Below are 22730 nucleotides of genomic sequence, written 5' to 3'. Positions count from 1 at the left end.
AGATTCTTTGTCTCTTTATTAAACTCTTCGCTCAATGATATAACGGGCGAATTCGGCAATTAACTGGCTATTGTATGGTAATTTAGCCAGCGCTGATAGTGCGTCCTCAATCAAACTGCTAGCAGTTTTTTGGGCGCCCTCTAAACCAAGCAACTTGGGATAAGTGCTCTTATTTGAATCTGTGTCAGAACCTTGAGGCTTTCCAAGCTCTTCGGTACTGGCAATAATATCTAATACATCGTCTTGCACTTGAAATGCGAGGCCTATAGCATCGGCAAAATCAAGCAATGCCTGTCGCTCTTCATCATTAATTTTTGCGGCGATAATGGCAAATTCAACGGCGCAACGGATCAATGCGCCTGTTTTAAGCTTATGCAGCTGAATAAGCGTTGCCAGCTCAATCTGTTTATCAGTGGCAGTTAAATCCATCGCTTGGCCACCACACATGCCACTATACCCAGAGGCGTTCGCTAAGGCTTTAACCATGGCTAAATTCTGTGATGGGGTAATGTTTTCAATAGGTTCACTGATGATTTCAAACGCAAGAGCTTGCAGCGCATCACCCGCTAAAATAGCCGTTGCTTCATCATAGGCAATATGTACCGTTGGCTGACCACGACGCAGTGCGTCATCATCCATCGCGGGTAGATCGTCATGAATGAGAGAGTAAGCATGAACACATTCGATTGCCGCTGCACAGGAATCTAGGGTTTCAAGCTTAACCTTTAGCATATCGCCGATAGCGTAAACGAGGAATGGCCTAATACGCTTGCCACCAATTAACGCGCCATGTTTCATTGCCGCTTTTAATTGGGGATCGATATCCGCTAGTGCATCTATGTGAGATGAAAGTTGAAGATTAATGCGCTCTTGGTATAGGGCAAGTGACTCTGCTAACAATTACTCACCCTCTATGTCATAAGGCTTCAAGGTGTCGACACCCTCATCTGTCATTAGCACAGCCACTTTCTGCTGTGCGTTTTCAAGTTTACTTTGGCTATTTCTGACCAGCTTAATTCCACGTTCGAACTGTTTTAACGCATCATCGAGGGACACGTCGCCGTGCTCTAGGTCTGCAACGATTTTTTCTAACTCGGAAAGTGATTCTTCAAAAGAGAGGTTTTCAGGTTTTTTTGCCACGATGATCATTCCTAGAATTAAGCGATACACAAAGTATATCAGCAGGGCACAAGGGTCAAATTAAGCCGTTGAGTATTTGCACAAAAGCACGCTTTCGAGCATAAATTATCCACTCGACTCGTTATAGCGACAGGTTATTTATGCTGTTGGGCTCTATTTTAACGGAAATAGCATAACAATTGCGGGAAATATCACTCAAGAGATCTTAACTTTGGTCGCTATATTAGGTGTAATTATGAAAATGTGTGTGCTATTTAGCCGTTTGCTTAGTAGATGCTTGCTGTCACGAAGACGGCGTAATATTGTCGCTAGGTTTCTAGTAGACTAGCGTTTGAGTATTTAACCTAAATTCAGGTTAAATAATGTGGGCAGCATGCGATTGCCGTTGTTTAGCGATATAGATGGGTATTTGAGGAGCGGTTTTGGATTTAGCAACCCTAATAGGACTGATTGGCGCATTTGCGTTTGTTATCATGGCGATGGCAAGTGGCGGCGGGATCGGTATTTTCATCAATGTTCCTTCAATCTTAATTGTCATGATAGGTTCATTATTTGTGGTGATGATGAAATATAACCTTAAGCAATTTCTTGGCTCTGCCAAAATTGCCGCCAAAGCGTTTATTTTCAAAATTGATAAACCTGAAGAGCTTATTGAACAGTCGATCACTATGGCCGATGCGGCACGTAAAGGTGGTTTCTTGGCGTTGGAAGAGGCCGAAATTAACAACAGCTTTATGCAAAAAGCCATTGATATGTTGGTTGATGGCCACGACGGTGATGTGGTGAGAAGCGCATTAGAAAAAGATATCGCATTGACCGAACAGCGCCACAAAACCGGTATCGGTATTTTTAAATCGATAGGTGATGTTGCACCAGCAATGGGCATGATAGGTACGCTGATTGGACTTGTGGGCATGTTGTCAAATATGGATGATCCAAAATCTATCGGTCCAGCAATGGCGGTCGCCTTACTTACGACGCTTTATGGCGCCGTGGTGGCTAACATGGTAGCGATACCGATTGCTGATAAGCTATCGCTTCGAATGAATGAAGAGATGCTTAACCGTAACTTGATTATGGACGCCGTATTAGCCATTCAAGACGGTCAAAATCCCCGTGTTATCGAAGGCTTCCTTAAGAATTATCTCTCTGAAAAATCTCGTAGCATAAATACCATGGACGGGGCTTAGTTCCATGGCCAAAAAAGTCAAATGTGACTGTCCGCCAGCCGGAGCCCCGCTTTGGCTAGCAACTTTTGCTGACTTAATGTCCTTGCTTATGTGTTTCTTCGTCTTGCTGTTGGCTTTTTCTGAAATGGATGTGATGAAATTTAAGCAGATTGCGGGTTCGATGAAGTATGCATTTGGTGTACAAAATAAAGTTGAAGTGAAAGATATTCCCAAAGGGACCTCGGTCATAGCATTAGAATTTAGACCGGGTCGGCCTGAATCGACGCCAATCGAAATTATCAATCAGCAAACCAACGAGATGACCGAGCCCATGCTAGAGTTTCAAGCGGGCGAAGATGATAGTGCCGGTGGTGTGCAGCAGCAGCGTGGCGAGCAACGTGGAGGCGAATCATCGTCTACGGCACAAGAGCAAGAAGATGCCAAGGCGCAAGCAAAGTCAGCCGCCGACGCACAAAGCGAAGCGACAAAAGCAGCAGCTGCAGCGCAAGATAAAATTAATCAGCAAGTTAAAAAGATGGCTCAAGAACTCAATAAAGAGATCGTTGATGGCGCCATTGAAATTGAGTCGCTAGGGCAACAGATCATTATTCGAATTCGTGAAAAAGGCGCTTTTGCTTCAGGTTCAGGCTTTTTGCAGCCGCGCTTTAAGCCAATCGTTAGGCGTGTGGGTGAGCTGCTAAAAGATGTGCCCGGTATTGTGACGGTGTCGGGGCATACGGATGATTGGAATATCTCTAATGAGTTGTATAGCTCAAACTGGGATCTTTCGAGTAAACGTGCGGTCGCGGTCGCCCACGAGATGATAAAAGTGAACGGCTTTGACCAGCTAAGGCTAAAAGTGGTGGGCATGGCTTCATCTGCGCCGTTAGTTAAAAATAACTCTCAGGCTAATAGAGCGCGTAATCGCCGGGTTGAAATTGCCATCGAGCAAGGTAAGCCTAAAGAGTCTGATGAGATCCAAGTTTCGCAGTAAACTTAGGATATTAGCTAATTTAGTCGTTAAATGGGTAAGCAGCTTAAGGTGCTTACCCGTTTTTCTTTACCTTGTCCTTAATGAAAATTTTGCCCCCAACTCCTCTTATGACAGCGTCTTATCAAGTGTGTACTCACTATTTTTACTTTTTGTCATGACAATGCGTATATGGCTATACGCAATTGTGGCTAGATATTGTTATAATCGACAAATTGCTGTTTAAACTTGTCCCCGCGGAAGATCAATGAAATTTATCGTAAAACTGTTTCCTGAAATCATGATGAAAAGCAAGCCGGTAAGAGTTCGTTTTACCAAAATGCTTGAAACCAACATTCGTAATGTACTTAAAAAAGTAGATGAGTCAGCCAAAGTACAACGCCAATGGGACAAGATCATGGTTATGGTGCCAGATGATAGACCCGATCTGGTTGAAGCCTTTGCTGAACGTTTAGGCTGCATCCCTGGTATTGCACATGTGTTGCAAGTGAAAGTGAGCACCTTTGAATCTGTTGATGATATCTATCAGCAAACATTGGCCGTCTATAAAGACGAGCTTGCTGGCAAGACATTCTGCGTGCGGGTAAAGCGTGTCGGTAAGCATGACTTTAACTCAATTGAAGTCGAACGTTATGTCGGCGGTGGACTCAACCAGTTTACCGAAGCCGCTGGCGTACGCTTGAAAAACCCTGATATGACGGTAAATCTCGAGATTGATAACGAGCAACTTTACCTTGTTGATAAGCGTATCCCTGGCCTTGGTGGTTATCCAATGGCAACGCAAGAAGATGTGTTGTCACTAATCTCTGGTGGCTTTGACTCCGGTGTTTCTAGTTATCAATTCATCAAGCGTGGTTCTCGTACTCATTATTGCTTCTTTAACTTAGGTGGCGATCAACACGAAATTGGCGTTAAGCAAGTGGCTTACCATTTGTGGCAAAAATATGGTGAATCACATAAGGTTAAGTTTATCTCGGTGCCGTTTGATCCTGTCGTACAGGAGATTTTGGAGCGAGTCGACAACGGACAAATGGGCGTTGTACTTAAACGCATGATGATGAGAGCAGCCGCTCGAGTCGCTGCGAAAATGGGGATCCAGGCATTAGTCACGGGCGAAGCGATGGGGCAGGTGTCTAGCCAAACGCTAACCAACCTGAATGTTATTGACCGTTGCACTGAGCAATTAATTTTACGACCACTTATTGCCATGGATAAACAAGATATCATTGATATCAGCCGTAGAATTGGTACCGAAGATTTCGCTAAAACGATCCCTGAGTATTGCGGCGTGATTTCGAATAAGCCAACAGTGAAAGCGGTATTGGCAAAAATTGAAGCTGAAGAAGCTAAGTTCTCAGAAGACTTGCTAGATAGAGTGATTGCAGATGCTGTTGTGATGGACATTAGAGAGATAGCGGCTCAAATGAATACCAAAATAACCGAAGCTGAAACGGTTGCTGCCATCAATGCCGATGAAATTATTATTGATGTGCGCGCACCAGAAGAGGAAGAGAAAGATCCGCTGGCAATTGAGGGTATCGAAATCCAAACCATACCTTTTTATAAGTTAGCGACACAATTTGCCGATCTTAATAAAGAGAAGACCTATTTATTGTATTGCGACCGTGGCGTGATGAGTAAGCTTCAGGCGCTATATCTACAAGAGCAAGGCTACAGTAATGTTAAGGTTTATCGTCCTTAACCATAGCGGCTAGATTGTTCCACGAAAAAAAGCGACTTAAATAGTCGCTTTTTTTGTGGTGATAAATTGAAAGTTTTTCAATAGACGTAAAAAAACCACCTTTGAGCGGTGGTTTTTTATATATTAACAGCAAGACTGAGGCTAGGCTCCGTCTATGGCATGTACTTTAAAGTGCGATTAAAGCGCCAGAGAGCCGCATGCTGCGCTTATTACGGTGTAACCGCTAACTATATCAAGTCAGACGTTAAGGCGTAATAAAGGTATTAGTCAGCTAGCTGAACAGAAGCCGTTTCTTTATCTTGTTGCTTTTGCTCATCGGCAACCAGCATAGTGCTTAACTCTGTCGTTAGCTGTAGCTGCATTAACTCCATGCTTTCTGCAAGGTTAGCCGTTAATGTTGCTTCAAGGTCAGTGGTATCGAGCGTGACTTCATCTGCGCTAACAGTGGCAGAAGCTGATAGAAGAGCGAGAACAAAGACAGATTTTAGGTTTAACATGTTCGATAGCCTCCAGGCTAAAAATTTGGGTTGTTAGACACTCCCCAATTACGTCGTAGAGGTTGTCCAACGAGTATCATTTCGTTGGTGCAAAATTTAACCAAAATCGCTGGCCTTTACAAACGATAAAATGTAACAATACTCATTAGAAAAACTAATCAAAAAGCGGGATCTTGATCACTATGGCTAGACGACTACCCCCCCTTAATGCTGTCAAAGCATTTGAGGCAGCAGCAAGGCATTTGAGCTTTACCCGGGCGGCGGAGGAACTGTTTGTTACTCAGGCGGCAGTAAGTCATCAAATTAAGGCATTAGAAGAGTATTTAGGGTTAAAGTTATTTAGACGTAAAAATCGTTCTTTGTTGTTAACAGAAGAGGGACAAGGATACTTTCTTGATATCAAAGATATCTTTACACAACTCGCCGACGCGACCGAACGTTTACTTGCCAGAAGTGCCATCGGCTCCTTGACTGTAGCCACTTCGCCGAGTTTTGCGATTCAATGGTTAGTGCCTCGGCTCGCAAAGTTTACCGAGAAGAATCCCGATATTGATGTGCGAATTAAGGCCGTTGATAATGAGGATGGCTCGCTAACCGATGACGTTGATGTTGCCATCTATTATGGGCTTGGACACTGGAGTGGAGTGCGGGCAGATAAACTGCGTAATGAGGTGTTAATTCCGGTGTGTTCACCGATGTTACTTAACGGCCCTAAGCCATTAGAAAAGCCCAGTGATTTGAAAAATCATACTCTGTTACATGATTCTAACCGCCAATATTGGCAAGCTTGGTTTAGACAATGTGGAATTACTGATATTAATGTGAATCAAGGCCCCATATTTAGTCACTCTTCACTGGTATTGCAAGCAGCCGCTCATGGGCAAGGTGTGGCGCTAGGCTACAGTGTATTGGCAAGGCCAGACATAAAAGCAGGGCGTTTGGTGTGTCCTTTCCCTGAGGTTCTAGTCAGTAAAAATGCATATTATCTAGTTTGCCAACAAAACCATGCAGAAATCGGTAAAGTCGCAGCCTTCAGAGAGTGGATGTTGGATATGTTTGAAGAGGAGACTCGCAGTGAGCTCCTTAGCGGATAGTTTGAAACAAGCTTATTTAGCGGGCACTCTTACTGAAACGGTGGCTGACATCGCTATTGAGGCTCTCGCATTTGATGCCAGCCAATATCTGCTTGAGCCTTTTAGTATAGAAAGTGACAGTCATTGCGATACCCTCATCGTATTTGCTCACGGTGCTGGCGCTAACATGCATCATGAATTTATGACCACCATGGCAAACGGCCTAGCGCTCGGTAATGCACAAGATCTACGTATTGTACGCTTCAATTTTCCCTACATGCGCGCCAATGCCATTGATGGTAAACGGCGTCCGCCAGACAGAGCGCCCAAACTGATCGCTGATTATGCGTTGCAACTGAGTATTTTAAAGCGCCAGTTTACGCCTCGCAAAATCTATTTGGTGGGTAAGTCGATGGGAGGGCGTATGTCGGCCATTCTGGCTGAAAGCCTCGCTGTTGATGGTGTCGTCTGTTTAGGTTACCCATTTATTCCGTTAAAGGGGGGGGAGCCGCGTTTAGAGCCTATCGAAAAATGCAGCGCACCTTTATTGGTCATCCAAGGTGAAAGAGATAAATTTGGTCACAAAGGCTTGGTTGAGACTTGGCCAGTGATGGACAAGGTACAATTGCATTGGTTAACAGATGGCGATCATAGTTTTAAACCAAGGAAGTCGTCAGGCACCACACTTGGCGCTAACCTAGCGCAAGCTATCTCAGTTATCCAAGCGTTTATTAAACAATAATGCTTTGAGGTGGCAGTAAACTTAATTTTTTTCTCGGCTTTGATGCCGATGAGAATTTGGAGGCTAAATGCGTAATGGTTTTTTATTATTGGCAGCGTTGAGTGGTTTTATGTCGGTTGCGCTGGGCGCTTTTGCTGCCCACGGTCTTAAGAGTGTGACGACCACAGAGATGATCGCTATTTTTAATCTTGGTGTGGAGTATCAGTTCTACCATACGTTTGCGTTAATCGCAGTGGCTTTTGCGGGTCATTGGCTTAAATCGCGTCTGCTTGATTGGGCGGGTTACCTATTTATTGTTGGTACTATGCTATTTTCTGGCTCTTTGTACCTCTATGCATTATTGGGCACAAAGTGGACCGGCCCTATTACGCCATTAGGCGGCGTTTGTTTACTACTCGGGTGGCTACTGATTGCCGTTGCAGTGTGGCGCAATAGAGTTAAAGAGCTCGACTAAACTAGGCATTAACTGCACAGGTAGTACACTAGTGAGCAGTAAAAGTGTAAAATGGCGGGCAGCAATTTTGTTGGCCGCTATTTTTATTTGTTATCTTCAGGAAATTCAATGATAAACCTATTTTTATTTTGCCGTGCTGGTTATGAGAAAGATTGCGCGGCAGAGATCCAAGAGCACGCAGCAGCGCATGATATTGGTGGTTTTGTGAAAACAAACACCAACGACGCTTATGTTATATTTCAGTGCTTCCAAGCTGGCGATGCTGAAATACTGGCGAAGAAGATCAGTTTGGATTCATTAATTTTTGCTAGACAGATGTTTGCTGCAAAAGCACTGTTGAAGGGATTACCTGAGCAAGACCGTATTTCACCGATTGTAGAGGCCCTAGCTGGCATCCAATACGCGGGTGAGTTACGGGTTGAAACACCTGATACTAACGAAGCAAAAGAGCTGTCTAACTTCTGCCGTAAGTTTACCGTGCCATTAAGACAGGCCTTAAGAAAGTCGGGTACCTTACTGGATAAAGAAAACCCTAAGCGGCCAATTATTCATGTCTGTTTTGTAGGGCCAGGACAAGCTTATGTGGGTCTGTCACTTAGTAATAATAGCTCTCCTTACTTTATGGGGATCCCGCGTCTTAGAGTTCCTGCCGATGCGCCAAGCCGTTCTACTTTAAAGCTGGATGAAGCTTTTATTCACTTTATCCCTAAAGAAGAGCACGAGACACGTCTTAGCAGTGGTATGAGAGCGGTTGATCTCGGGGCTTGCCCTGGTGGTTGGACTTATCAGCTTGTAAGGCGTGGTATGTTCGTTGCTGCTGTTGATAATGGCGCAATGGATGAAAAGTTAATGGAAACAGGCCAGGTAAAGCATTACCAAGCTGATGGTTTCCGTTTTGAACCACCAAGAAAAAATATCACTTGGTTGGTCTGCGATATGATTGAGAAACCAGCGAGAGTGGCTGAGCTTATTGAAGCTTGGGCGATTAACGGTTGGTTTAAGGAAGCAATATTTAACTTAAAGCTACCAATGAAGACACGTTATAAAGAGGTGTCGACGATATTGGCCACTATGGAAGAGATTTTGAAAGAGAATGGTATTAAAGACTTTAGCATTGCGGCTAAACACCTTTATCATGACCGTGACGAAGTCACCGTGCATTTGTGCTTAAAGCCGACTTAATCTTGCTAACTCAATCTTAGTTAAGTCAGCTTAATAAAAAAGGCCTCAGGTGTTAAACACTTGGGGCCTTTTTAGTGCGCGATGCGCATGAAAAGTCTATTTATGAAAGACGTTCGATAACCGCTTGTGTGAAGTCAGTAGTACCGTGAGTACCACCCAAATCGCGAGTCGTACGATCGCCTTCTGCAATCACTGCAGTGATTGCGCTACGGATAAGCTCAGCTTTGTCGCTCATGCCTAAGTACTCAAGCATTTGGATAGACGCCAGCACAACCGATGTTGGGTTAGCAAGGTTTTTACCAGCAATATCTGGCGCACTGCCGTGTACTGCTTCGAAGATTGCTGCGTCTTTACCAATGTTGGCACCGGGTGCCATACCAAGACCACCGACAAGACCGGCACAAAGATCTGACAAGATATCACCAAACAAGTTGGTGGTAACAATAACGTCAAAAATTTCAGGGTTCATGACCAGCTTCATGCAAGTTGCGTCAACAATCATCTCTTCAGTGATGATGTCTGGGTAGCGCAGGCTAACTTCGCGCGCCACTTTCAAAAACAGACCTGAAGTTGACTTCATGATGTTAGCTTTATGAACGATAGTAACCTTTTTACGGTTCTCTTTACGCGCTAACTCATAAGCAAAAGTGGCAATTTGTTCTGCACCTTGGCGAGTAATAATACTGGTGGCTGCAGCAGTTTCACCGTCATCAGAAACCGTTTGTCCTAAACCTGAATACATACCTTCGGTGTTTTCACGAACAGTAATGATATCGATGTTGTCATAACGTGCTTGAGTCCCCTTAAAAGACAGCACCGGGCGAACGTTAGCGTATAGGCCAAATTGCTTACGCAGGCTGACGTTAATAGAGGTAAAACCTTCACCAACGGGAGTCGTTAGTGGGCCTTTTAGGGTAATTCGGTTTTTTTCAATCAAATCGAGTGTGCGTTGAGGTACTAGTTCACCGTGCTTTTCGAGCGCAACGAGACCGGCATCTGCAAATTCATACTCAAAATCACAACCCGCTTTATCGAGGATTTTTATTGCTGAGTCGATAATGCTTGGGCCAATCCCATCACCAGGGATCACGGTTATAGTTCTTTTTGTCATTGATAGTCCTACCACGGTTAGGCGTTACTGCAATTGTCCGACCATGTCTTGGGACACGGAAAGTGACTTGGAATTCTTTTCTTTTTGTTCGACGTATTTTAAACACTTTTACACAACTTTCACAGGAAATAGTGAGCAATCTCACGTTTTTTTATGTAGGGTAACTTGCATAAATCAATGCTAATCACGATGATTGATCATCAAAGGTTAAAAAAGTCTACTTTAGTCTAATAACGATATAATAATGAGGAAGACATTGAAGTCATTACCGAGTAAATCATTGCTGTTATTTACAGCGAGTTTATTGCCTGCTAGTTTATTTGCTGCAACCTCACCCATTACCACCGATGATATTATGGGATTTGAATCGCTCAGCAAGCCCGTTATCTCTGATAGCGGTAAAGTGCTGGCAGTGTCAGTCTCACCAGATAGAGGCGATAGCCACGGCCTTGTTAAAAACCTCACTACAAAAAAAGAGTTTAGTGTAAAAGGCGGAACTAAGCCAAAAGTGAGTCACGATGGTCGTTACGTCGCCTTTGCTGATAAAGTCCCTTTATTGGCGTCTGAGATGGCATCTGCTAAGGAAAAGAAGCAGTTAAAACCGGGCATGGTGTTAGTTGACACCAGCACTGGCAGTGAACTTCGTTATGAACGGGTTAAATCATTTGAATTTAACGACACTGGTTCGCATATCGCCATTCGCTATGAAGCGGAAGATAAGAAAAAAGAGACTAAAGCCAAAGATAAGGCTGAAACGAGTAAAAAAGACAGTAAGGTCGATGATTACGATAAAGGCACTACGCTTGAACTGGTATCACTCAACAATCTGAAATCAACAACGTTTAGAGACGTAACAGGGTTTACTTTTGATAAGTCAGGTAAACACTTCGCGTTAGCTATAAATAATATAGCAACAGATAAGCACGAATTAAGGCTGGTTACATTGGCTGACAATACAGCCAAAATTGTACACAGTTTGCAACAACAGCTTGGCTCGTTAGCATTGAGCGATGATGGAAAGTATTTGGGCTTCACCTATGGTGATGCTCAGCAAGCGCCTTTTGGGCGTGAATATTTATTGTCTCTTTTCAATATTGAATCTGGAACAATAACGTTAACAGCAAAATCGAACGATTGGACGTTGAATCGATACGCAAAATTGCGTTTCTCTGATGACAGTCAGCGCTTGTTCTTTGGACGTGTGCCACAAGTTAGCCAACAAATTGAATTGGCAAAAGTAGAGAAAGAAGCCGATCTCTATAATCAAAATATTATCATTGCTGCAAGGGCGTTACGCGTTTGGCACGGTGATGATCCACGTATTAAGCCTCATGAAGTTAAGCAGTATAAGAAAGAACTGAAACGTACATACCTTGCTGTGCTACACGTGGCTGGAAATAACTTGGTTCAGCTTGCAGATCTTCAAGTACCTGACATGAAAGTGGCACAACAAACACGTTATGCACTGGCAAGCTCAGATCTTCCTTATCGAAAGATGATCACTTGGGCTGGCTTTTATCGCGATTTTTACCTAGTTGATCTGAATACCGGCCGCAAAACGCCGCTATTAACCCAGCAAAGTAGCGGTGCGGAACCGGTATTGTCGCCAAAGGAAAAGTTTGTCGCTTACTACTTACACGGAAACGTTTTCTTGTATGAAGTCGCAAAAGGTAGACGGACCAATATCACGAAAAACTTAAGTGTTTCCTTTGCCGATGAAGATCACGATTATCCTTCCAACGCTCCTGGATACGGATTTGGTCCTTGGGTAGCTGATGATTCTGGGCTGTTGTTTTATGATAAATACGATATCTGGCAATTGAACACACTCTCTTTTGACACCTTTAATTTAACCGCGGGTAAAGGGCGTAAAGAGGGGATTCAATATCGTATAGAAGGCTTAGTTAACGATAAAGATTATCCAAGTGTTTTAGCCAATAATGAAAAGGTTCTACTGCAAGGTTATAGTGATATCACCAAAGGTGATGGCTTTTATCAAGCACAGGTCGGTACTGCGGGTGTGACTAAGATTATTGCTGGCGATTACAAATTAAAGGTATTGGCACGTAGTAAAGATGCTGAGACGATGGTGTTTTCTAAAGAGCAATATGATCTATTTCCTGACCTTTATACTGCTGATTATCTATCACCACAAAAGGCGAACCGTCAAACCGATCTTGATGAGCAAAGGCGTGGGTTTAACTGGGGTAAGTCTGAGTTAGTCCATTGGACCAATGGTGATGGAAAGCCGCTTGATGGGGTGTTGATTAAGCCGACTAATTACGTTGAAGGTCAGCGTTACCCTGTGCTGGTTTATTATTATCGCTTTATGAGTGATAGATTGCACGCTTTCCCGCAAATGAAGCTTAATCATCGTCCGAACTTTGCTTGGTTCGCTGATAATGGTTACGTCGTATTTCTGCCTGATATTCGTTTTGAAGTGGGATATCCAGGGGACAGCTCTGTACAAGCATTAACCTCAGGTGTGCAGCACCTGATTGATATCGGTGTTGCTGATCCACAGGGTGTTGGGATCCAAGGCCATTCATGGGCTGGTTACCAAACTGCTTTTGCAGTGACTAAAACTAATATCTTTAAAGCTGCAGTTTCAGGCGCTCCCGTCTCGAATATGACAAGTGCTTATAGTGGTATACGTCATGGCAGTGGTTTAGCAAGACAGTTCCAGTATGAAACAGGTCAAAGTCGCATTGGTGAAAGCTTATTTAAGTCACCTCAGAAGTACATTGAGAATTCGCCTGTGTTTTACGTTGAGCGAATTCAAACGCCAATGATGATCATGTTTGGCGATAAAGATGATGCGGTACCTTGGGAGCAAGGTGTTGAGATGTATTTGGCGATGCGCCGCGCCGGAAAAGATGTGGTGTTCCTCCAGTATCAAGATGAACCACATCATCTTAAAAAATACCCAAATAAACTAGATTACAGTATTCGGATGATGGAATATTTCGATCATTATCTAAAAGGCAAGCCTGCGCCAGAATGGCTAACGCAAGGCGAAGCTTACACTGAGTATAAAAAAGCTGATTAGTGAATAAGCGTGAATAATAATGCCGAGGTAGTTAACTATCTCGGCATTTTTTATGGATATTCATCATCGTTATCTCGTAATGACTTAATGGTGGTCGATTGATCTTGAATATATGTCCTGTTTAAAAATGAATCAACTACTTGTGGGTTAAGTAAAGCCTGATATATTGATTGGGCAAATCTGCATAAGAGAGTGCCCAGATGTCACTCTAAACTACAGGGAAGTAACGATGAAAAATATCACATTGGTCGGTCTTATACTCTGCGCCTCAGGACTGTTAGCGCTGTCTTTTAATGCAAACTCAGGCTTAAAATATCTGGAAGGAGAGCCTGATTGGGAGAGTATCACAGCACAAAATGCGGAGTTGGAAAAACAGCAACTTGAGCTACTGATGAAGCAACTTGAGGAAGAGGAGAGAAGGAAAGAGGAAGAGCGAGAGAGAGACTCAAAAGGCTAACCCGCAGCTCTTCTTTATAACGGTTCTGCCGTGAAAAAAGCAGCTTATTAGCTGCTTTTTGCTTTTCGGTTAACGGCTAGCCATACTGGTTTTCAAAGTAACTTTCGATAATGAGCACTGCAGACATCGCATCGACCTGTCCCTTGGTTAACGCTTTATAACCGCCCATTTCAAACAGTCTTGCTTTGGCATCAGCCGTGGTTAATCGCTCGTCTTGATTTACAACTTTTATACCAAAACGACCATTTAGCCGATTGCCAAATTTCTTTGCTCTAAGGGTGATTTCTTGCTCTGTGCCATCCATATTGAGTGGCAAGCCTACGACAATAAGGTCGGGTTGCCATTCTGTGATGATGTTGCCAATCTCTTCCCACTTAGGAATACCGTCAATGGCTTTGATTGACATTAATGGACGTGCGCTTGCTGTTAGCTCTTGGCCAATCGCAATACCGATACTTTTGGTACCGTAATCAAACCCCAGTACTGTTCGAGAACTCATAGTTAAGCATGTCCTGCTAAATTAGATAGTTGCCAGATATCAAAGCCTAAAGACTCTGCCGCTTGTTGCCAACGCTGCTGGTGTTCTATATCAAACAACAGCGCTGGTGTGGCAGGGACAGATAACCAGGTATTATCAGCCAGTTCTTGCTCTAACTGCCCTCGGCTCCAACCAGCATAACCCAGTGCGATGAGAAACTTATCGGGTGCTTTATCTGAACCTAAACAGCTGAGTACATCTTGTGAGGTGGTTAACATCAGTGAATCGGTAATACTGTCACTGTTGCTCCAACAGTCTTGGTTGGTATGCAGTACAAAGCCGCGCTCAGGGTTTACCGGTCCGCCAACCAGCACCTCTTTTCCTAGCGATGTCACCGGTTGGGGCTCTTCTGCTAGCTCCATCTGCTGGAGTAACTCATCAACCACTATGCCGCTAGGTCTATTAATCATAATCCCCATAGCACCTTTTTCATCGTGCTCACATATATAGATAAGTGAGCGCTCGAAAAAAGTGTCTTTTAATGAAGGCATCGCAATGAGTAAATTGTTTTGTAAGCTATCCATAAAACGTCCTTTGTACTATAGCGTCTATCCGCCGGCGAGCTTGACCGTGTAACCGAGCTTTTCAATAATGGTTTTAAGCTGTTCTCTATTATCAGTCTGAACTTCAACACAAAAGTCTTTAACTGTGCCGCCACAACCGCATTGCTTCTTTAATTTTTGAGCAAGCGCTTTAAGCTCTTTCTCTGGCAGGCCTAGGCCTTTAATGACAGAAACACCTTTGCCTTTTCGGCCCTTACTGTCTTTATGGATCCTGACAATACCATCACCTAAGGGGGCGTTTTTAGGCGCTTTTTCTTCAGAGATTCTGCCACAATCGGTGCTATAAACTAATGAGACATTAGGATCGGATTTCATAAGTATGATTAGTGATTTGTTGATTGTGCTAGTTTAACAAAGATGACGTTGAAGCGGGAGTGGTAAAAGGAGTCTTAGCCAATAACGAGTTTAAAAAGCTCGTTATTGGTAGCGTACTTATTTACTCTTGCCTATAAATACAGTGCTAGTTCTATCAACAATGCGCCAAAGGTTAAACTCGCAATGACGGCTAAGTATCTGTGAAGCTGTGGTAAGGCGACAGCACATGACGTCAACACAAAGCCGATGGCAGTTCCTGCAAACGGCGTAACTGGAGCGCTTATTATGGCCATTACCATCCAAGTTAATATCGTTATGGGTAACATTAACATTGAATGCTGACGGAGCTTATCAAGGAAAGGGGCTGTACTTTCAGCTCGTTCAACAGCTTTTTCTGGGGTTAACAAAAACATAATACTCGCAATCGCGACAGCAGCAATAAACCAAAGCATAATAGAACTCGATAAAGTAATTGATAATCATTATCATTAACTTGATTACTTAAGTCAAGCTGAACAGGGGGAGTATTTTTAAAAATTGAGTTGTAGATTAATAGATTGCTATGTAAGCTTTGTTAAAACAGTGTCGAACGTCGTTAGACGTGGATGGAGATAACATGAATAAGATATTGGTCATTATCGCTGCATTAGCGCTTAGTGCTTGTAGCTCACTTAAAACCAGCTCTGACTATGATCCTAGCGTAAATTTTACAGATGTTAAAACCTATGCTTGGGTAGAGAAAAAGACGCCCAATGCTGCATATCATCTTGATGGCTTAATGGATCAACGCATACGTGCGGCGGTAGATGCTCAACTGCAGCTTAAAGGGCTGAGTATGGTTAGCGCAGATAAAGCGGATGTACTGGTGAACTACCTCACTAAAGTCGACAAGAAGATCAATGTCGATTCGTTCAATACTAACTATGGTTATAACCCCTATTATTATGGTGCCGGCTGGAGCAGAGGCGGAATGGGGATGGGGATGGGTCACACTCAAACGACTGTTCGCGAATATGAAGTTGGAACACTTATTGTGGACTTGGTTGATGCTAAGTCGGCTAAGTTGATGTGGCGCGGTTCAGTGGCAGATACTGTACGCGATAAAGATACTCCAGAAGAGAGAGTGGAAGTTGTTAATGCCGCCATTAGTGCATTATTGCAAAACTACCCCCCGAAACCTGAAAAATAAAAGACTCAGAAACAAACGGCCGCTAGGCCGTTTTTTTATGGCTATTTTTTATATTTACGTTAGAAACAAGTGTAATTGACTCCAGTCTACTAGCATTTCCAGTTATCAGCAGAGCGAACACTCTGAAAATCGCTATTGTTATCAAATTGAAACCTGTTAGGTTGAATATTAAGCGCCATTTTTTTTGTTGTCCTATGCTGAGACTTGTTATCGACTAAGTACGTTGATTTATCGAGATGCTGAATTTGGCATCTCTGTTTGGAGGGGATCTGTTTTATGGAAGCACAATTAGTTGAAATAAAAGATTTTGTGTCTTTTACATTGGCCATTATTGCCTTGTTTATTGGTAAGGCAATTATCTCTCGTTATGAGTTATTACGTAAATACAGTATTCCTGAGCCTGTTGTGGGAGGCTTTGCATGTGCGACAGCGGTTGGTGTTTTGTATTACGCGTTTGATATTCAAATTGAATTTAACCTAGCGGTTAGAGATACCTTATTGCTCTACTTTTTTGCCGGCATTGGCTTGAAAGCGGATTTAGCCACGCTGTTAAAGGGCGGTAAACCGCTACTCATCTTAATAGCACTCGCGAGTGTATTTATCTTTCTGCAGAACTTTACTGGCGTTACGGTCGCCACGCTGTTTGGTTTAGATCCCAAAGCGGGCTTGATGTCAGGTTCTATCGCGCTCATCGGTGGTGTCGGTACCGCAATGGCTTGGACGCCCACTTTTGTTGAAGAGCTAGGCATTGTTAACGCAAGTGAGCTAGGGATAGCATCAAATACTCTAGGGCTTATTTCAGCTTGTGTTATTGGTGGGCCAATTGCCGCTTATTTAATGAAGCGTCACCAAATTAAAGCCAACAATAACGAAGATCTCGATATTGGTGCGAGCCACCAAAGTAACACTGCACATATGAAGGTGGATTACTTTGGCGTATTGCGTGCTTGGCTCTGGCTTAACGTGACCCTGATTATCGGTTATTTCATCGATCTTGCGATGCAGGAAGCCGGACTTAAACTGCCGATGTTTGTCGCGTGTTTACTTGCCGGGATAATTATTGGCAATGTAGGTCGCGCAATATTGAATCGACGTAAGCAAAAAGACCGAACCTACATTGAAGATGCTTCACGTGGTTTATCTTTAATCCAAGATATTTGCCTTGGTATGTTTTTAACCATGGCGTTGATGAGTCTAAAAATCTGGGAGCTTGAAGGCAGTTTATTATACATATCGGTGATTATGGCGTTGCAAGTGTTCCTTTCTGTGGTATTTACCATATTTGTCGTATTTCGTTTTATGGGCAAAGACTATGAAGCGGCAGTGATCTGTTCCGGTTTTGGCGGGGTAACGCTGGGCTCTACAGCAACCGCCATTGTAAATATGACGGCGGTAAGCCAACAGTACGGTGCAGCCCACAGAGCATTTATTATTGTGCCGTTAGTCTGTGGTTTCTTTATCGACATAATCAACGCAATGATTATTAATCTGTTTGTCTATTTCTAACTTGGTGTTACGCGATAAGGGAGCTTTTGCTCCCTTTTTTGTTTTTAAATGAACCTTTTCTAAATACCTGTCGTCTTTATACTAAATGATAGATGGAGTGACACCGAACTTATGCAGCAAGCGCAAGTTGAGTTGTGGGTAATGGAAGCTCAAGCTGGGAGTAAGAAAGCGTTCTCGGCGTTATGTCAGCATTTTTATCCTCGTGCGATAGGGTTTGCTATCAAAATAGCGGGTGATATGAATTTGGCACAGGATGCAGTTCAAGATGCTTTGTTAAAGCTATCCAAAACCATTTATAAGCTTGAAGATCCTGCCACCATTAATGCATGGGTGTTTAAGCTGGTACGTTGGCAAGTGTTGGACCATTTAAAGACCCAAAACCGTTACCAAAGCTTAGATGATTTAAAGGCTAATGAGTGCGAGATTGTTGAGGCTGAACATGGCGATGAAACAAAGGATCTTCAACAGGTGTTAATTATGCTCCCCCCTATAGAAGGACAGGTGTTATATCTGTTCTATTTGGAGCAATTTAGTATAGCGAAAATTTCAAAAATTTTAGAGATCCCCGAAGGCACTGTTAAGTCGCGTTTATTTAGAGCAAGAAAGTTGTTTAAACAGTATTTAGAACAGGAGAAATAGTATGGATATTGATAAAAAAATCCGTGAAGAACTCGCGAGAGAGCAACAGGAACTTAGACAAAATCAAAGGCCTGATGCCTCTTTATTTAGCATGTTAGGCGACGCCTATAAGGGACGGCTAGGCGGTTGGATGGTACTGATGAGTATTATTGCGGTGCTATTAAGTGGCTTAATGCTGTGGTCAGGCTATCAATTCTTTTTTGTGGTTGAAAGCGTGCATGAGCTTATCCGTTGGGGAGTGACCTTGTTGCTAAGCAGTATGATGCAGATTGCGGTCAAGATGTGGACGTTTAACGAGGTTAATCGCAATGCTCTGCAACGGGAAATTAAAAGACTGGAGCTCGCTATTACAATTCAAGGGTCGCGTCAAGATGTGGACGTTTAACGAGGTTAATCGCAATGCTCTGCAACGGGAAATTAAAAGACTGGAGCTTGCTATTACAATTCAAGGGTCGCGATAAGATGTGGACGTTTAACGAGGTTAATCGCAATGCTCTGCAACGGGAAATTAAAAGACTGGAGCTCGCTATTACAATTCAAGGGTCGCGATAAAATGTGGACGTTTAACGAGGTTAATCGCAATGCACTGCAACGGGAAATTAAAAGACTGGAGCTTGCTATTACAATTAAAGGGTCGCAATAGCCTTGGCTAGGGTTCGCTCTGTTGAAACCCTAACGGCTATAAAAGCTCTTTAACGATAAGCTTAAGCAGGTATGTTTCACGCTCTATCGACATGCCTTTTTTAGGACTGTTAGCTATCGTATGCTCATTGTGAGCAATGGCTTGATGAATATTAATCCACAGAGGGCGCATGCCGTTTTGGATCTCATGTTCCTCAAGTCGAGTTTCGCCTAGTTCTGGATGAATGGTGCAAACATAGCAATAGGACTCCATATGCACTAAATCAAAGCCATCCTTGTACCAAGGCCTGAACTCTTCATAGCAGCCGAATTCAGTTAAGATATCGATATGCTGTGCACCCGTTTCCTCTTCGAGCTCTCTGACTAGCCCTTGGCGAAGATCTTCACCCTCATCAACGCCGCCGCCCGGTATGCTGTAATCATGATAACGCTCTGTGTATAGCATTAAGATATTGTCGCCATCAAGAATAATACCGCGCGCGGCTTGGCGATGAAATCGCTTACCCTCAAGAGATGAAAGTTCAGGGTGAATGGTGGATTTTAATAGCTGCATAGATCACTTTGAGTTAGGTTGCTAATACCAATCGTATTAATGTTCGGTAATCGGTAATTGTTAAAATGGACTGGTTACTGTGTTTTTGAATCTTATTTTTGCAAAAGAGTGCAGATGATACCCCGATAAACGATGACTGTAATCTTTAGTGTCATATCAAGTCGTTTCAGTTTTGAGACCGTAGCGCTTGATAGCTTTTTATTATCTGCGCCATCTCACTATTTAGGACTTCATCTTGATGCAGCTTTTTTAATAAACCTGCTTGAATACGTTGATAGTGAGCTAAGGTTTTTTGCAGGTAGCGTTGATCAATTCGGCGAGTTAAATCCCACATTTCATCACCAACTAACGTAACCACTCTTTGGGATTGAGTCGATACATGTAGCACTTCGTAAAAGCGCTGGTTCTCTTCAATAAGCTGTTCGGCGATTAAGCCTAGTTTAAGTGTTGCTAAGGCTTTACGCACCTCAAAGATGTGGTGCACAGGGCAAAGGATAAATTCAAGTGTATGCTGCGGATGCTTTGCCAGTATCGCTTGTACTAGTTCAATTAACAGCTCACCACCCACGCCAGCGATAATGACTAGCTGGATTTGCTCTTTCTCTGCTAAAGGCAACAGCGCCACATCAATGCAGTGAACTTGCCAACGCTTTCCACCATCGTTAACGGCAGGATAAAAGCGTTCAAGCTTGGCTGACACCTGTTGCATTAAATCGGGCACCACATCGACAAAGTGGACTGTGTCAGCGCTATTTTTATCTAATAATTTAGCACCTAGTAAGCCATGGTCGCAGCAGCAATCCCAAATATGGTCATAGCGACTGTGCACCATGGTGGCTATCTTGTTAAGTCGCAGGCTTATCTTCATCTGTTTGAATGGTGTTAGCTTTAAATAATGGGAAAGCATTCTAATCTATCTAGCAGTGATAAAGCTTATAAAGATAGACAATCACAACATGGTTTCATTTTGAACTCTTATCACCTGTTGTTTAGCCATTGAATTAACTGGATATAACTTTTCTGGATTGAGTGCCATATTTAGCATAGCGTTGGCTACACAGGTGCCTGAGATGGGTTGATAATGTTTTAACCGCCCGATAAACAGCGGCGAAACAAGATTGAACACAGATTGACCGAATGATTCAAGCGGGCGACGTTGAGAACGCTGTCCTAAAAGCAGACTCGGTTGGAATAAAATCAATTTAGCGATAGCTTCATCAGCTTGCTCGCTAGAGTCCAAAATAGACGCTAATGCTAATTCGGTTTCACCTTTGATTCGATTATAGAAAGTACTTGATTGAGGATCCGCACCAAGTGCTGTAACAACAAGGTTAGTTTTGGCTTGGCATAATTGAACAAAGTCGATAACTGCGGTTTTATCCACTGCAATAAACGCTTGTTGGCTGCCCGCTTGTTTGATGGTGGTGCCTAAGCAGCAAAAAGCGTGGTCTATCTTTTCGTCCAGCGTAATCGTGGGTAATTGCACTAATTGGCAGCTGACGAATATGACTTCAGTGGCGAGTGATGCTGCATAGGGAGCTTGGCGACGACCGAATACAAAAATCTTGTTGTAGGCCGCTGAATCGATCAGCTTTTGCAGTAGTTGCTGACCAATTAAACCGGTTGCGCCAATGATTGCAGTATTCATCAAGTATCGACTCTATCGTAAATCGTTAGCTTGCAGTGTAGCTGTGAACGGGCTGGATTTAAATCCTTTAATCTTATTTGCATGAGTGCGTCTTATGAGAGTGCATACTAAATGGAGACGAGATCAGCCCTTAAATGTGGATTAAACTGAGGTTAATCCACATCTGCTTTTGCTGGTGTAGAGTTAAATCACCTTAAAGATGTTTTAATTTAGCATTTGCTCTATTGCAGTCAGTCTGGCTATTTCAACAATAGTTCGGCTGGCTTTTTCCATTGATTCGAGACAGACATACTCATGCTTACCATGGAAATTATGTCCGCCAGTGAAGAGGTTTGGACAGGGCAATCCCATGTATGACAGGCGTGAACCATCAGTACCGCCACGGATAGGCTTGATGATGGGTTCAATATCGAGGTTCTTCATCGCTTGCTCAGCAATATCGATAATATGTGGGTGCGGTACTATTTGTTGCTTCATGTTGAGATAGGAGTCTTGTAGCTCTATTGAGAGCTGCCCTATTGGTAAGTCTAGGCTATATTTTTCGACTTTCTCGACCAACCAACGTTTTCTCTGTTCAAAAAGGGTTAAATCAAAGTCGCGGATGATATAGGTTAAGGTCGCTTTTTCGGTTACCCCTTCCATGCCGATAAGATGGAAAAATCCATCATAATCGCAACTAAACTCAGGCGTATCTTTTAATGGCATTTTGGCATGAAAGCGAGCGGCCATTGTTTGGGCATTGATCATCACCCCAAATGCGGTGCCAGGGTGACAATTATTACCCGTTGCGGTGATCACAGCGGTAGCGGCATTAAAGTTCTCATATTCAAGTTCACCAACCTGACCGCCATCGATGGTATAGGCCCATTTTGCGCCAAAGCCTTCGACATCAAAATGGTCAGCACCACGGCCAATCTCTTCATCAGGGGTAAAACAAAGTCTTATTCTACCGTGAGGGATCTCTGGGTGAGTGATGAGGTGATGTAACGCTGTGATTATTTCAGCGATGCCTGCTTTATCGTCACCGCCTAGCAATGTGGTGCCATCAGTGGTGATGAGCGTCTGGCCAATATACTGATTAAGGCTATCAAACTGGCTCGGAGAGAGGACTTCTTCTAGCCCCAGCGCAATATCTTTACCATTATAATTTTCGATGATTTGTGGTGAAACTGCATCACCACTGTAATCAGGTGCTGTATCTAAATGAGCGATAAACCCAATACAAGGTACGTTATCAATAGTTGCCGCTACCGTCGCGGTTAAGTAGCCCTTATCTGAAAGTTGCACTTCATCGAAGCCTAAGCTGACTAGCTCCTGGCGTAGATATTGGGCAAACACAAATTGGTTATGAGTACTTGGAACACTGTGGTGTTGGCCGTCAGACTGAGTGTTAAAACTGACATATTTGAGGAAACGCTCACGTAGATGTTGTTTCATATTCAAGTTTTCTAATAACGAAAAGTGGCCAGAGTCTAACAAGGCACAAAACGAATTCATTAGATATTGATCAAGTTTTGTTGAATTCAGAACTAATTTTACAGGCCGATGGTACTAATAAGGTTAATTTTCA

General features: G+C 43.2%; 27 protein-coding genes. 15 read left to right on the top strand and 12 right to left on the bottom strand.

Features of this window, described 5'->3' with window-relative positions; translation table 11 throughout:
- Positions 1-18 precede the first annotated feature (18 nt).
- Together ispA and xseB are read right to left on the bottom strand one after the other, a co-directional pair.
- Positions 19-900 (bottom strand): (2E,6E)-farnesyl diphosphate synthase, encoded by an 882-nt coding sequence (ispA, locus tag L2755_RS02895; protein WP_248979251.1) that lies wholly within the window; start codon positions 898-900, stop codon positions 19-21.
- Positions 901-1140, bottom strand: coding sequence for an exodeoxyribonuclease VII small subunit (gene xseB, locus L2755_RS02890; RefSeq protein WP_202285901.1), 240 nt, complete (start codon positions 1138-1140; stop codon positions 901-903).
- A 422-nt stretch (positions 1141-1562) separates the two neighbouring features.
- Here xseB and pomA point away from each other — a divergent pair, with 422 nt between their 5' ends.
- The 3 genes from pomA to thiI all read left to right on the top strand — a co-directional run bounded on the left by pomA (position 1563) and on the right by thiI (position 5002).
- Positions 1563-2330 carry a flagellar motor protein PomA gene (gene pomA / locus L2755_RS02885; RefSeq protein ID WP_248979250.1) on the top strand — a complete coding sequence of 256 codons (768 nt, stop codon included), beginning with the start codon at positions 1563-1565 and terminating at the stop codon, positions 2328-2330.
- A gap of 4 nt (positions 2331-2334) precedes the next feature.
- Entirely contained in the window at positions 2335-3303 is a 969-nt protein-coding gene (locus L2755_RS02880) for a flagellar motor protein MotB (protein WP_248979249.1), read from the top strand.
- A gap of 244 nt (positions 3304-3547) precedes the next feature.
- On the top strand, positions 3548-5002 hold the full coding sequence (thiI, locus tag L2755_RS02875) for a tRNA uracil 4-sulfurtransferase ThiI (protein WP_248979248.1): 1455 nt from the start codon (positions 3548-3550) through the stop codon (positions 5000-5002).
- A gap of 263 nt (positions 5003-5265) precedes the next feature.
- On the opposite strand, the gene L2755_RS02870 is transcribed toward thiI, so the two are convergent.
- Positions 5266-5499 (bottom strand): hypothetical protein, encoded by a 234-nt coding sequence (locus L2755_RS02870; RefSeq protein ID WP_248979247.1) that lies wholly within the window; start codon positions 5497-5499, stop codon positions 5266-5268.
- A gap of 182 nt (positions 5500-5681) precedes the next feature.
- On the opposite strand from L2755_RS02870, the gene L2755_RS02865 reads away from it, so the two are divergent.
- The 4 genes from L2755_RS02865 (at position 5682) to rlmM (ending at position 8950) form a co-directional block, all read left to right on the top strand.
- Positions 5682-6593, top strand: coding sequence for a transcriptional regulator GcvA (locus L2755_RS02865; protein WP_248979246.1), 912 nt, complete (start codon positions 5682-5684; stop codon positions 6591-6593).
- A gap of 40 nt (positions 6594-6633) precedes the next feature.
- Positions 6634-7314, top strand: coding sequence for an alpha/beta family hydrolase (locus tag L2755_RS02860; RefSeq protein ID WP_428847772.1), 681 nt, complete (start codon positions 6634-6636; stop codon positions 7312-7314).
- A gap of 67 nt (positions 7315-7381) precedes the next feature.
- Complete coding sequence (locus L2755_RS02855) at positions 7382-7768, top strand: DUF423 domain-containing protein (RefSeq protein WP_248979245.1); 387 nt, start codon at positions 7382-7384, stop codon at positions 7766-7768.
- Between the two features lie 108 nt (positions 7769-7876).
- On the top strand, positions 7877-8950 hold the full coding sequence (rlmM, locus tag L2755_RS02850) for a 23S rRNA (cytidine(2498)-2'-O)-methyltransferase RlmM (protein ID WP_248979244.1): 1074 nt from the start codon (positions 7877-7879) through the stop codon (positions 8948-8950).
- A gap of 100 nt (positions 8951-9050) precedes the next feature.
- Here the strand turns inward: rlmM and L2755_RS02845 are convergent, their stop codons facing one another.
- Positions 9051-10061, bottom strand: a complete 1011-nt coding sequence (locus tag L2755_RS02845) for an isocitrate dehydrogenase (RefSeq protein ID WP_248979243.1) — start codon at positions 10059-10061, stop codon at positions 9051-9053.
- 256 nt (positions 10062-10317) lie between these two features.
- Here L2755_RS02845 and L2755_RS02840 point away from each other — a divergent pair, with 256 nt between their 5' ends.
- Together L2755_RS02840 and L2755_RS02835 are read left to right on the top strand one after the other, a co-directional pair.
- Positions 10318-13110: a S9 family peptidase gene (locus L2755_RS02840; RefSeq protein WP_248979242.1), complete on the top strand. Its 2793-nt coding sequence runs from the start codon at positions 10318-10320 to the stop codon at positions 13108-13110.
- Between the two features lie 229 nt (positions 13111-13339).
- Entirely contained in the window at positions 13340-13567 is a 228-nt protein-coding gene (locus tag L2755_RS02835; protein ID WP_248979241.1) for a hypothetical protein, read from the top strand.
- A 76-nt stretch (positions 13568-13643) separates the two neighbouring features.
- Here the strand turns inward: L2755_RS02835 and ruvX are convergent, their stop codons facing one another.
- From ruvX to L2755_RS02815, 4 genes are all read right to left on the bottom strand, one after another.
- Positions 13644-14066, bottom strand: a complete 423-nt coding sequence (gene ruvX, locus L2755_RS02830; RefSeq protein WP_248979240.1) for a Holliday junction resolvase RuvX — start codon at positions 14064-14066, stop codon at positions 13644-13646.
- Positions 14067-14068: 2 nt separating this feature from the next.
- On the bottom strand, positions 14069-14629 hold the full coding sequence (locus tag L2755_RS02825; protein ID WP_248979239.1) for a YqgE/AlgH family protein: 561 nt from the start codon (positions 14627-14629) through the stop codon (positions 14069-14071).
- 24 nt (positions 14630-14653) lie between these two features.
- Positions 14654-14983 carry a stress response translation initiation inhibitor YciH gene (gene yciH / locus L2755_RS02820; protein ID WP_248979238.1) on the bottom strand — a complete coding sequence of 110 codons (330 nt, stop codon included), beginning with the start codon at positions 14981-14983 and terminating at the stop codon, positions 14654-14656.
- A gap of 131 nt (positions 14984-15114) precedes the next feature.
- Positions 15115-15435 (bottom strand): hypothetical protein, encoded by a 321-nt coding sequence (locus tag L2755_RS02815; protein WP_248979237.1) that lies wholly within the window; start codon positions 15433-15435, stop codon positions 15115-15117.
- 164 nt (positions 15436-15599) lie between these two features.
- Here L2755_RS02815 and L2755_RS02810 point away from each other — a divergent pair, with 164 nt between their 5' ends.
- From L2755_RS02810 to L2755_RS22350, 6 genes are all read left to right on the top strand, one after another.
- On the top strand, positions 15600-16172 hold the full coding sequence (locus L2755_RS02810) for a DUF4136 domain-containing protein (RefSeq protein ID WP_248979236.1): 573 nt from the start codon (positions 15600-15602) through the stop codon (positions 16170-16172).
- 276 nt (positions 16173-16448) lie between these two features.
- Complete coding sequence (gene gltS, locus L2755_RS02805) at positions 16449-17678, top strand: sodium/glutamate symporter (protein ID WP_248979235.1); 1230 nt, start codon at positions 16449-16451, stop codon at positions 17676-17678.
- A 111-nt stretch (positions 17679-17789) separates the two neighbouring features.
- Positions 17790-18317, top strand: coding sequence for an RNA polymerase sigma factor (locus L2755_RS02800; protein ID WP_248979234.1), 528 nt, complete (start codon positions 17790-17792; stop codon positions 18315-18317).
- Between the two features lies 1 nt (position 18318).
- Positions 18319-18702 (top strand): DUF6768 family protein, encoded by a 384-nt coding sequence (locus L2755_RS02795; protein WP_248979233.1) that lies wholly within the window; start codon positions 18319-18321, stop codon positions 18700-18702.
- A complete protein-coding gene (locus L2755_RS22355; RefSeq protein WP_428847770.1) occupies positions 18689-18778 on the top strand; it encodes a hypothetical protein in 90 nt (29 codons plus the stop codon). The genes L2755_RS02795 and L2755_RS22355 overlap by 14 nt, the downstream gene beginning before the upstream one ends.
- Positions 18750-18869: a DUF6768 family protein gene (locus tag L2755_RS22350; RefSeq protein WP_428847769.1), complete on the top strand. Its 120-nt coding sequence runs from the start codon at positions 18750-18752 to the stop codon at positions 18867-18869. The genes L2755_RS22355 and L2755_RS22350 overlap by 29 nt, the downstream gene beginning before the upstream one ends.
- Positions 18870-18996: 127 nt before the next feature.
- Here the strand turns inward: L2755_RS22350 and L2755_RS02790 are convergent, their stop codons facing one another.
- The 4 genes from L2755_RS02790 to pepT form a co-directional block, all read right to left on the bottom strand.
- Complete coding sequence (locus L2755_RS02790) at positions 18997-19512, bottom strand: NUDIX hydrolase (protein WP_248979232.1); 516 nt, start codon at positions 19510-19512, stop codon at positions 18997-18999.
- Positions 19513-19678: 166 nt separating this feature from the next.
- Positions 19679-20419, bottom strand: coding sequence for a tRNA (adenine(22)-N(1))-methyltransferase (locus tag L2755_RS02785; protein ID WP_248979231.1), 741 nt, complete (start codon positions 20417-20419; stop codon positions 19679-19681).
- A 42-nt stretch (positions 20420-20461) separates the two neighbouring features.
- Complete coding sequence (locus L2755_RS02780; protein ID WP_248979230.1) at positions 20462-21160, bottom strand: Rossmann-fold NAD(P)-binding domain-containing protein; 699 nt, start codon at positions 21158-21160, stop codon at positions 20462-20464.
- A gap of 204 nt (positions 21161-21364) precedes the next feature.
- Positions 21365-22597, bottom strand: coding sequence for a peptidase T (pepT, locus tag L2755_RS02775; RefSeq protein ID WP_248979229.1), 1233 nt, complete (start codon positions 22595-22597; stop codon positions 21365-21367).
- Positions 22598-22730 lie beyond the last annotated feature (133 nt).

The sequence above is a fragment of the Shewanella abyssi genome, from assembly GCF_023284025.1.
Lineage (GTDB): Bacteria > Pseudomonadota > Gammaproteobacteria > Enterobacterales > Shewanellaceae > Shewanella > Shewanella abyssi.
Note: the sequence above shows the minus strand (reverse complement) of the source record. Positions and strands in the feature narration are given on the sequence as shown.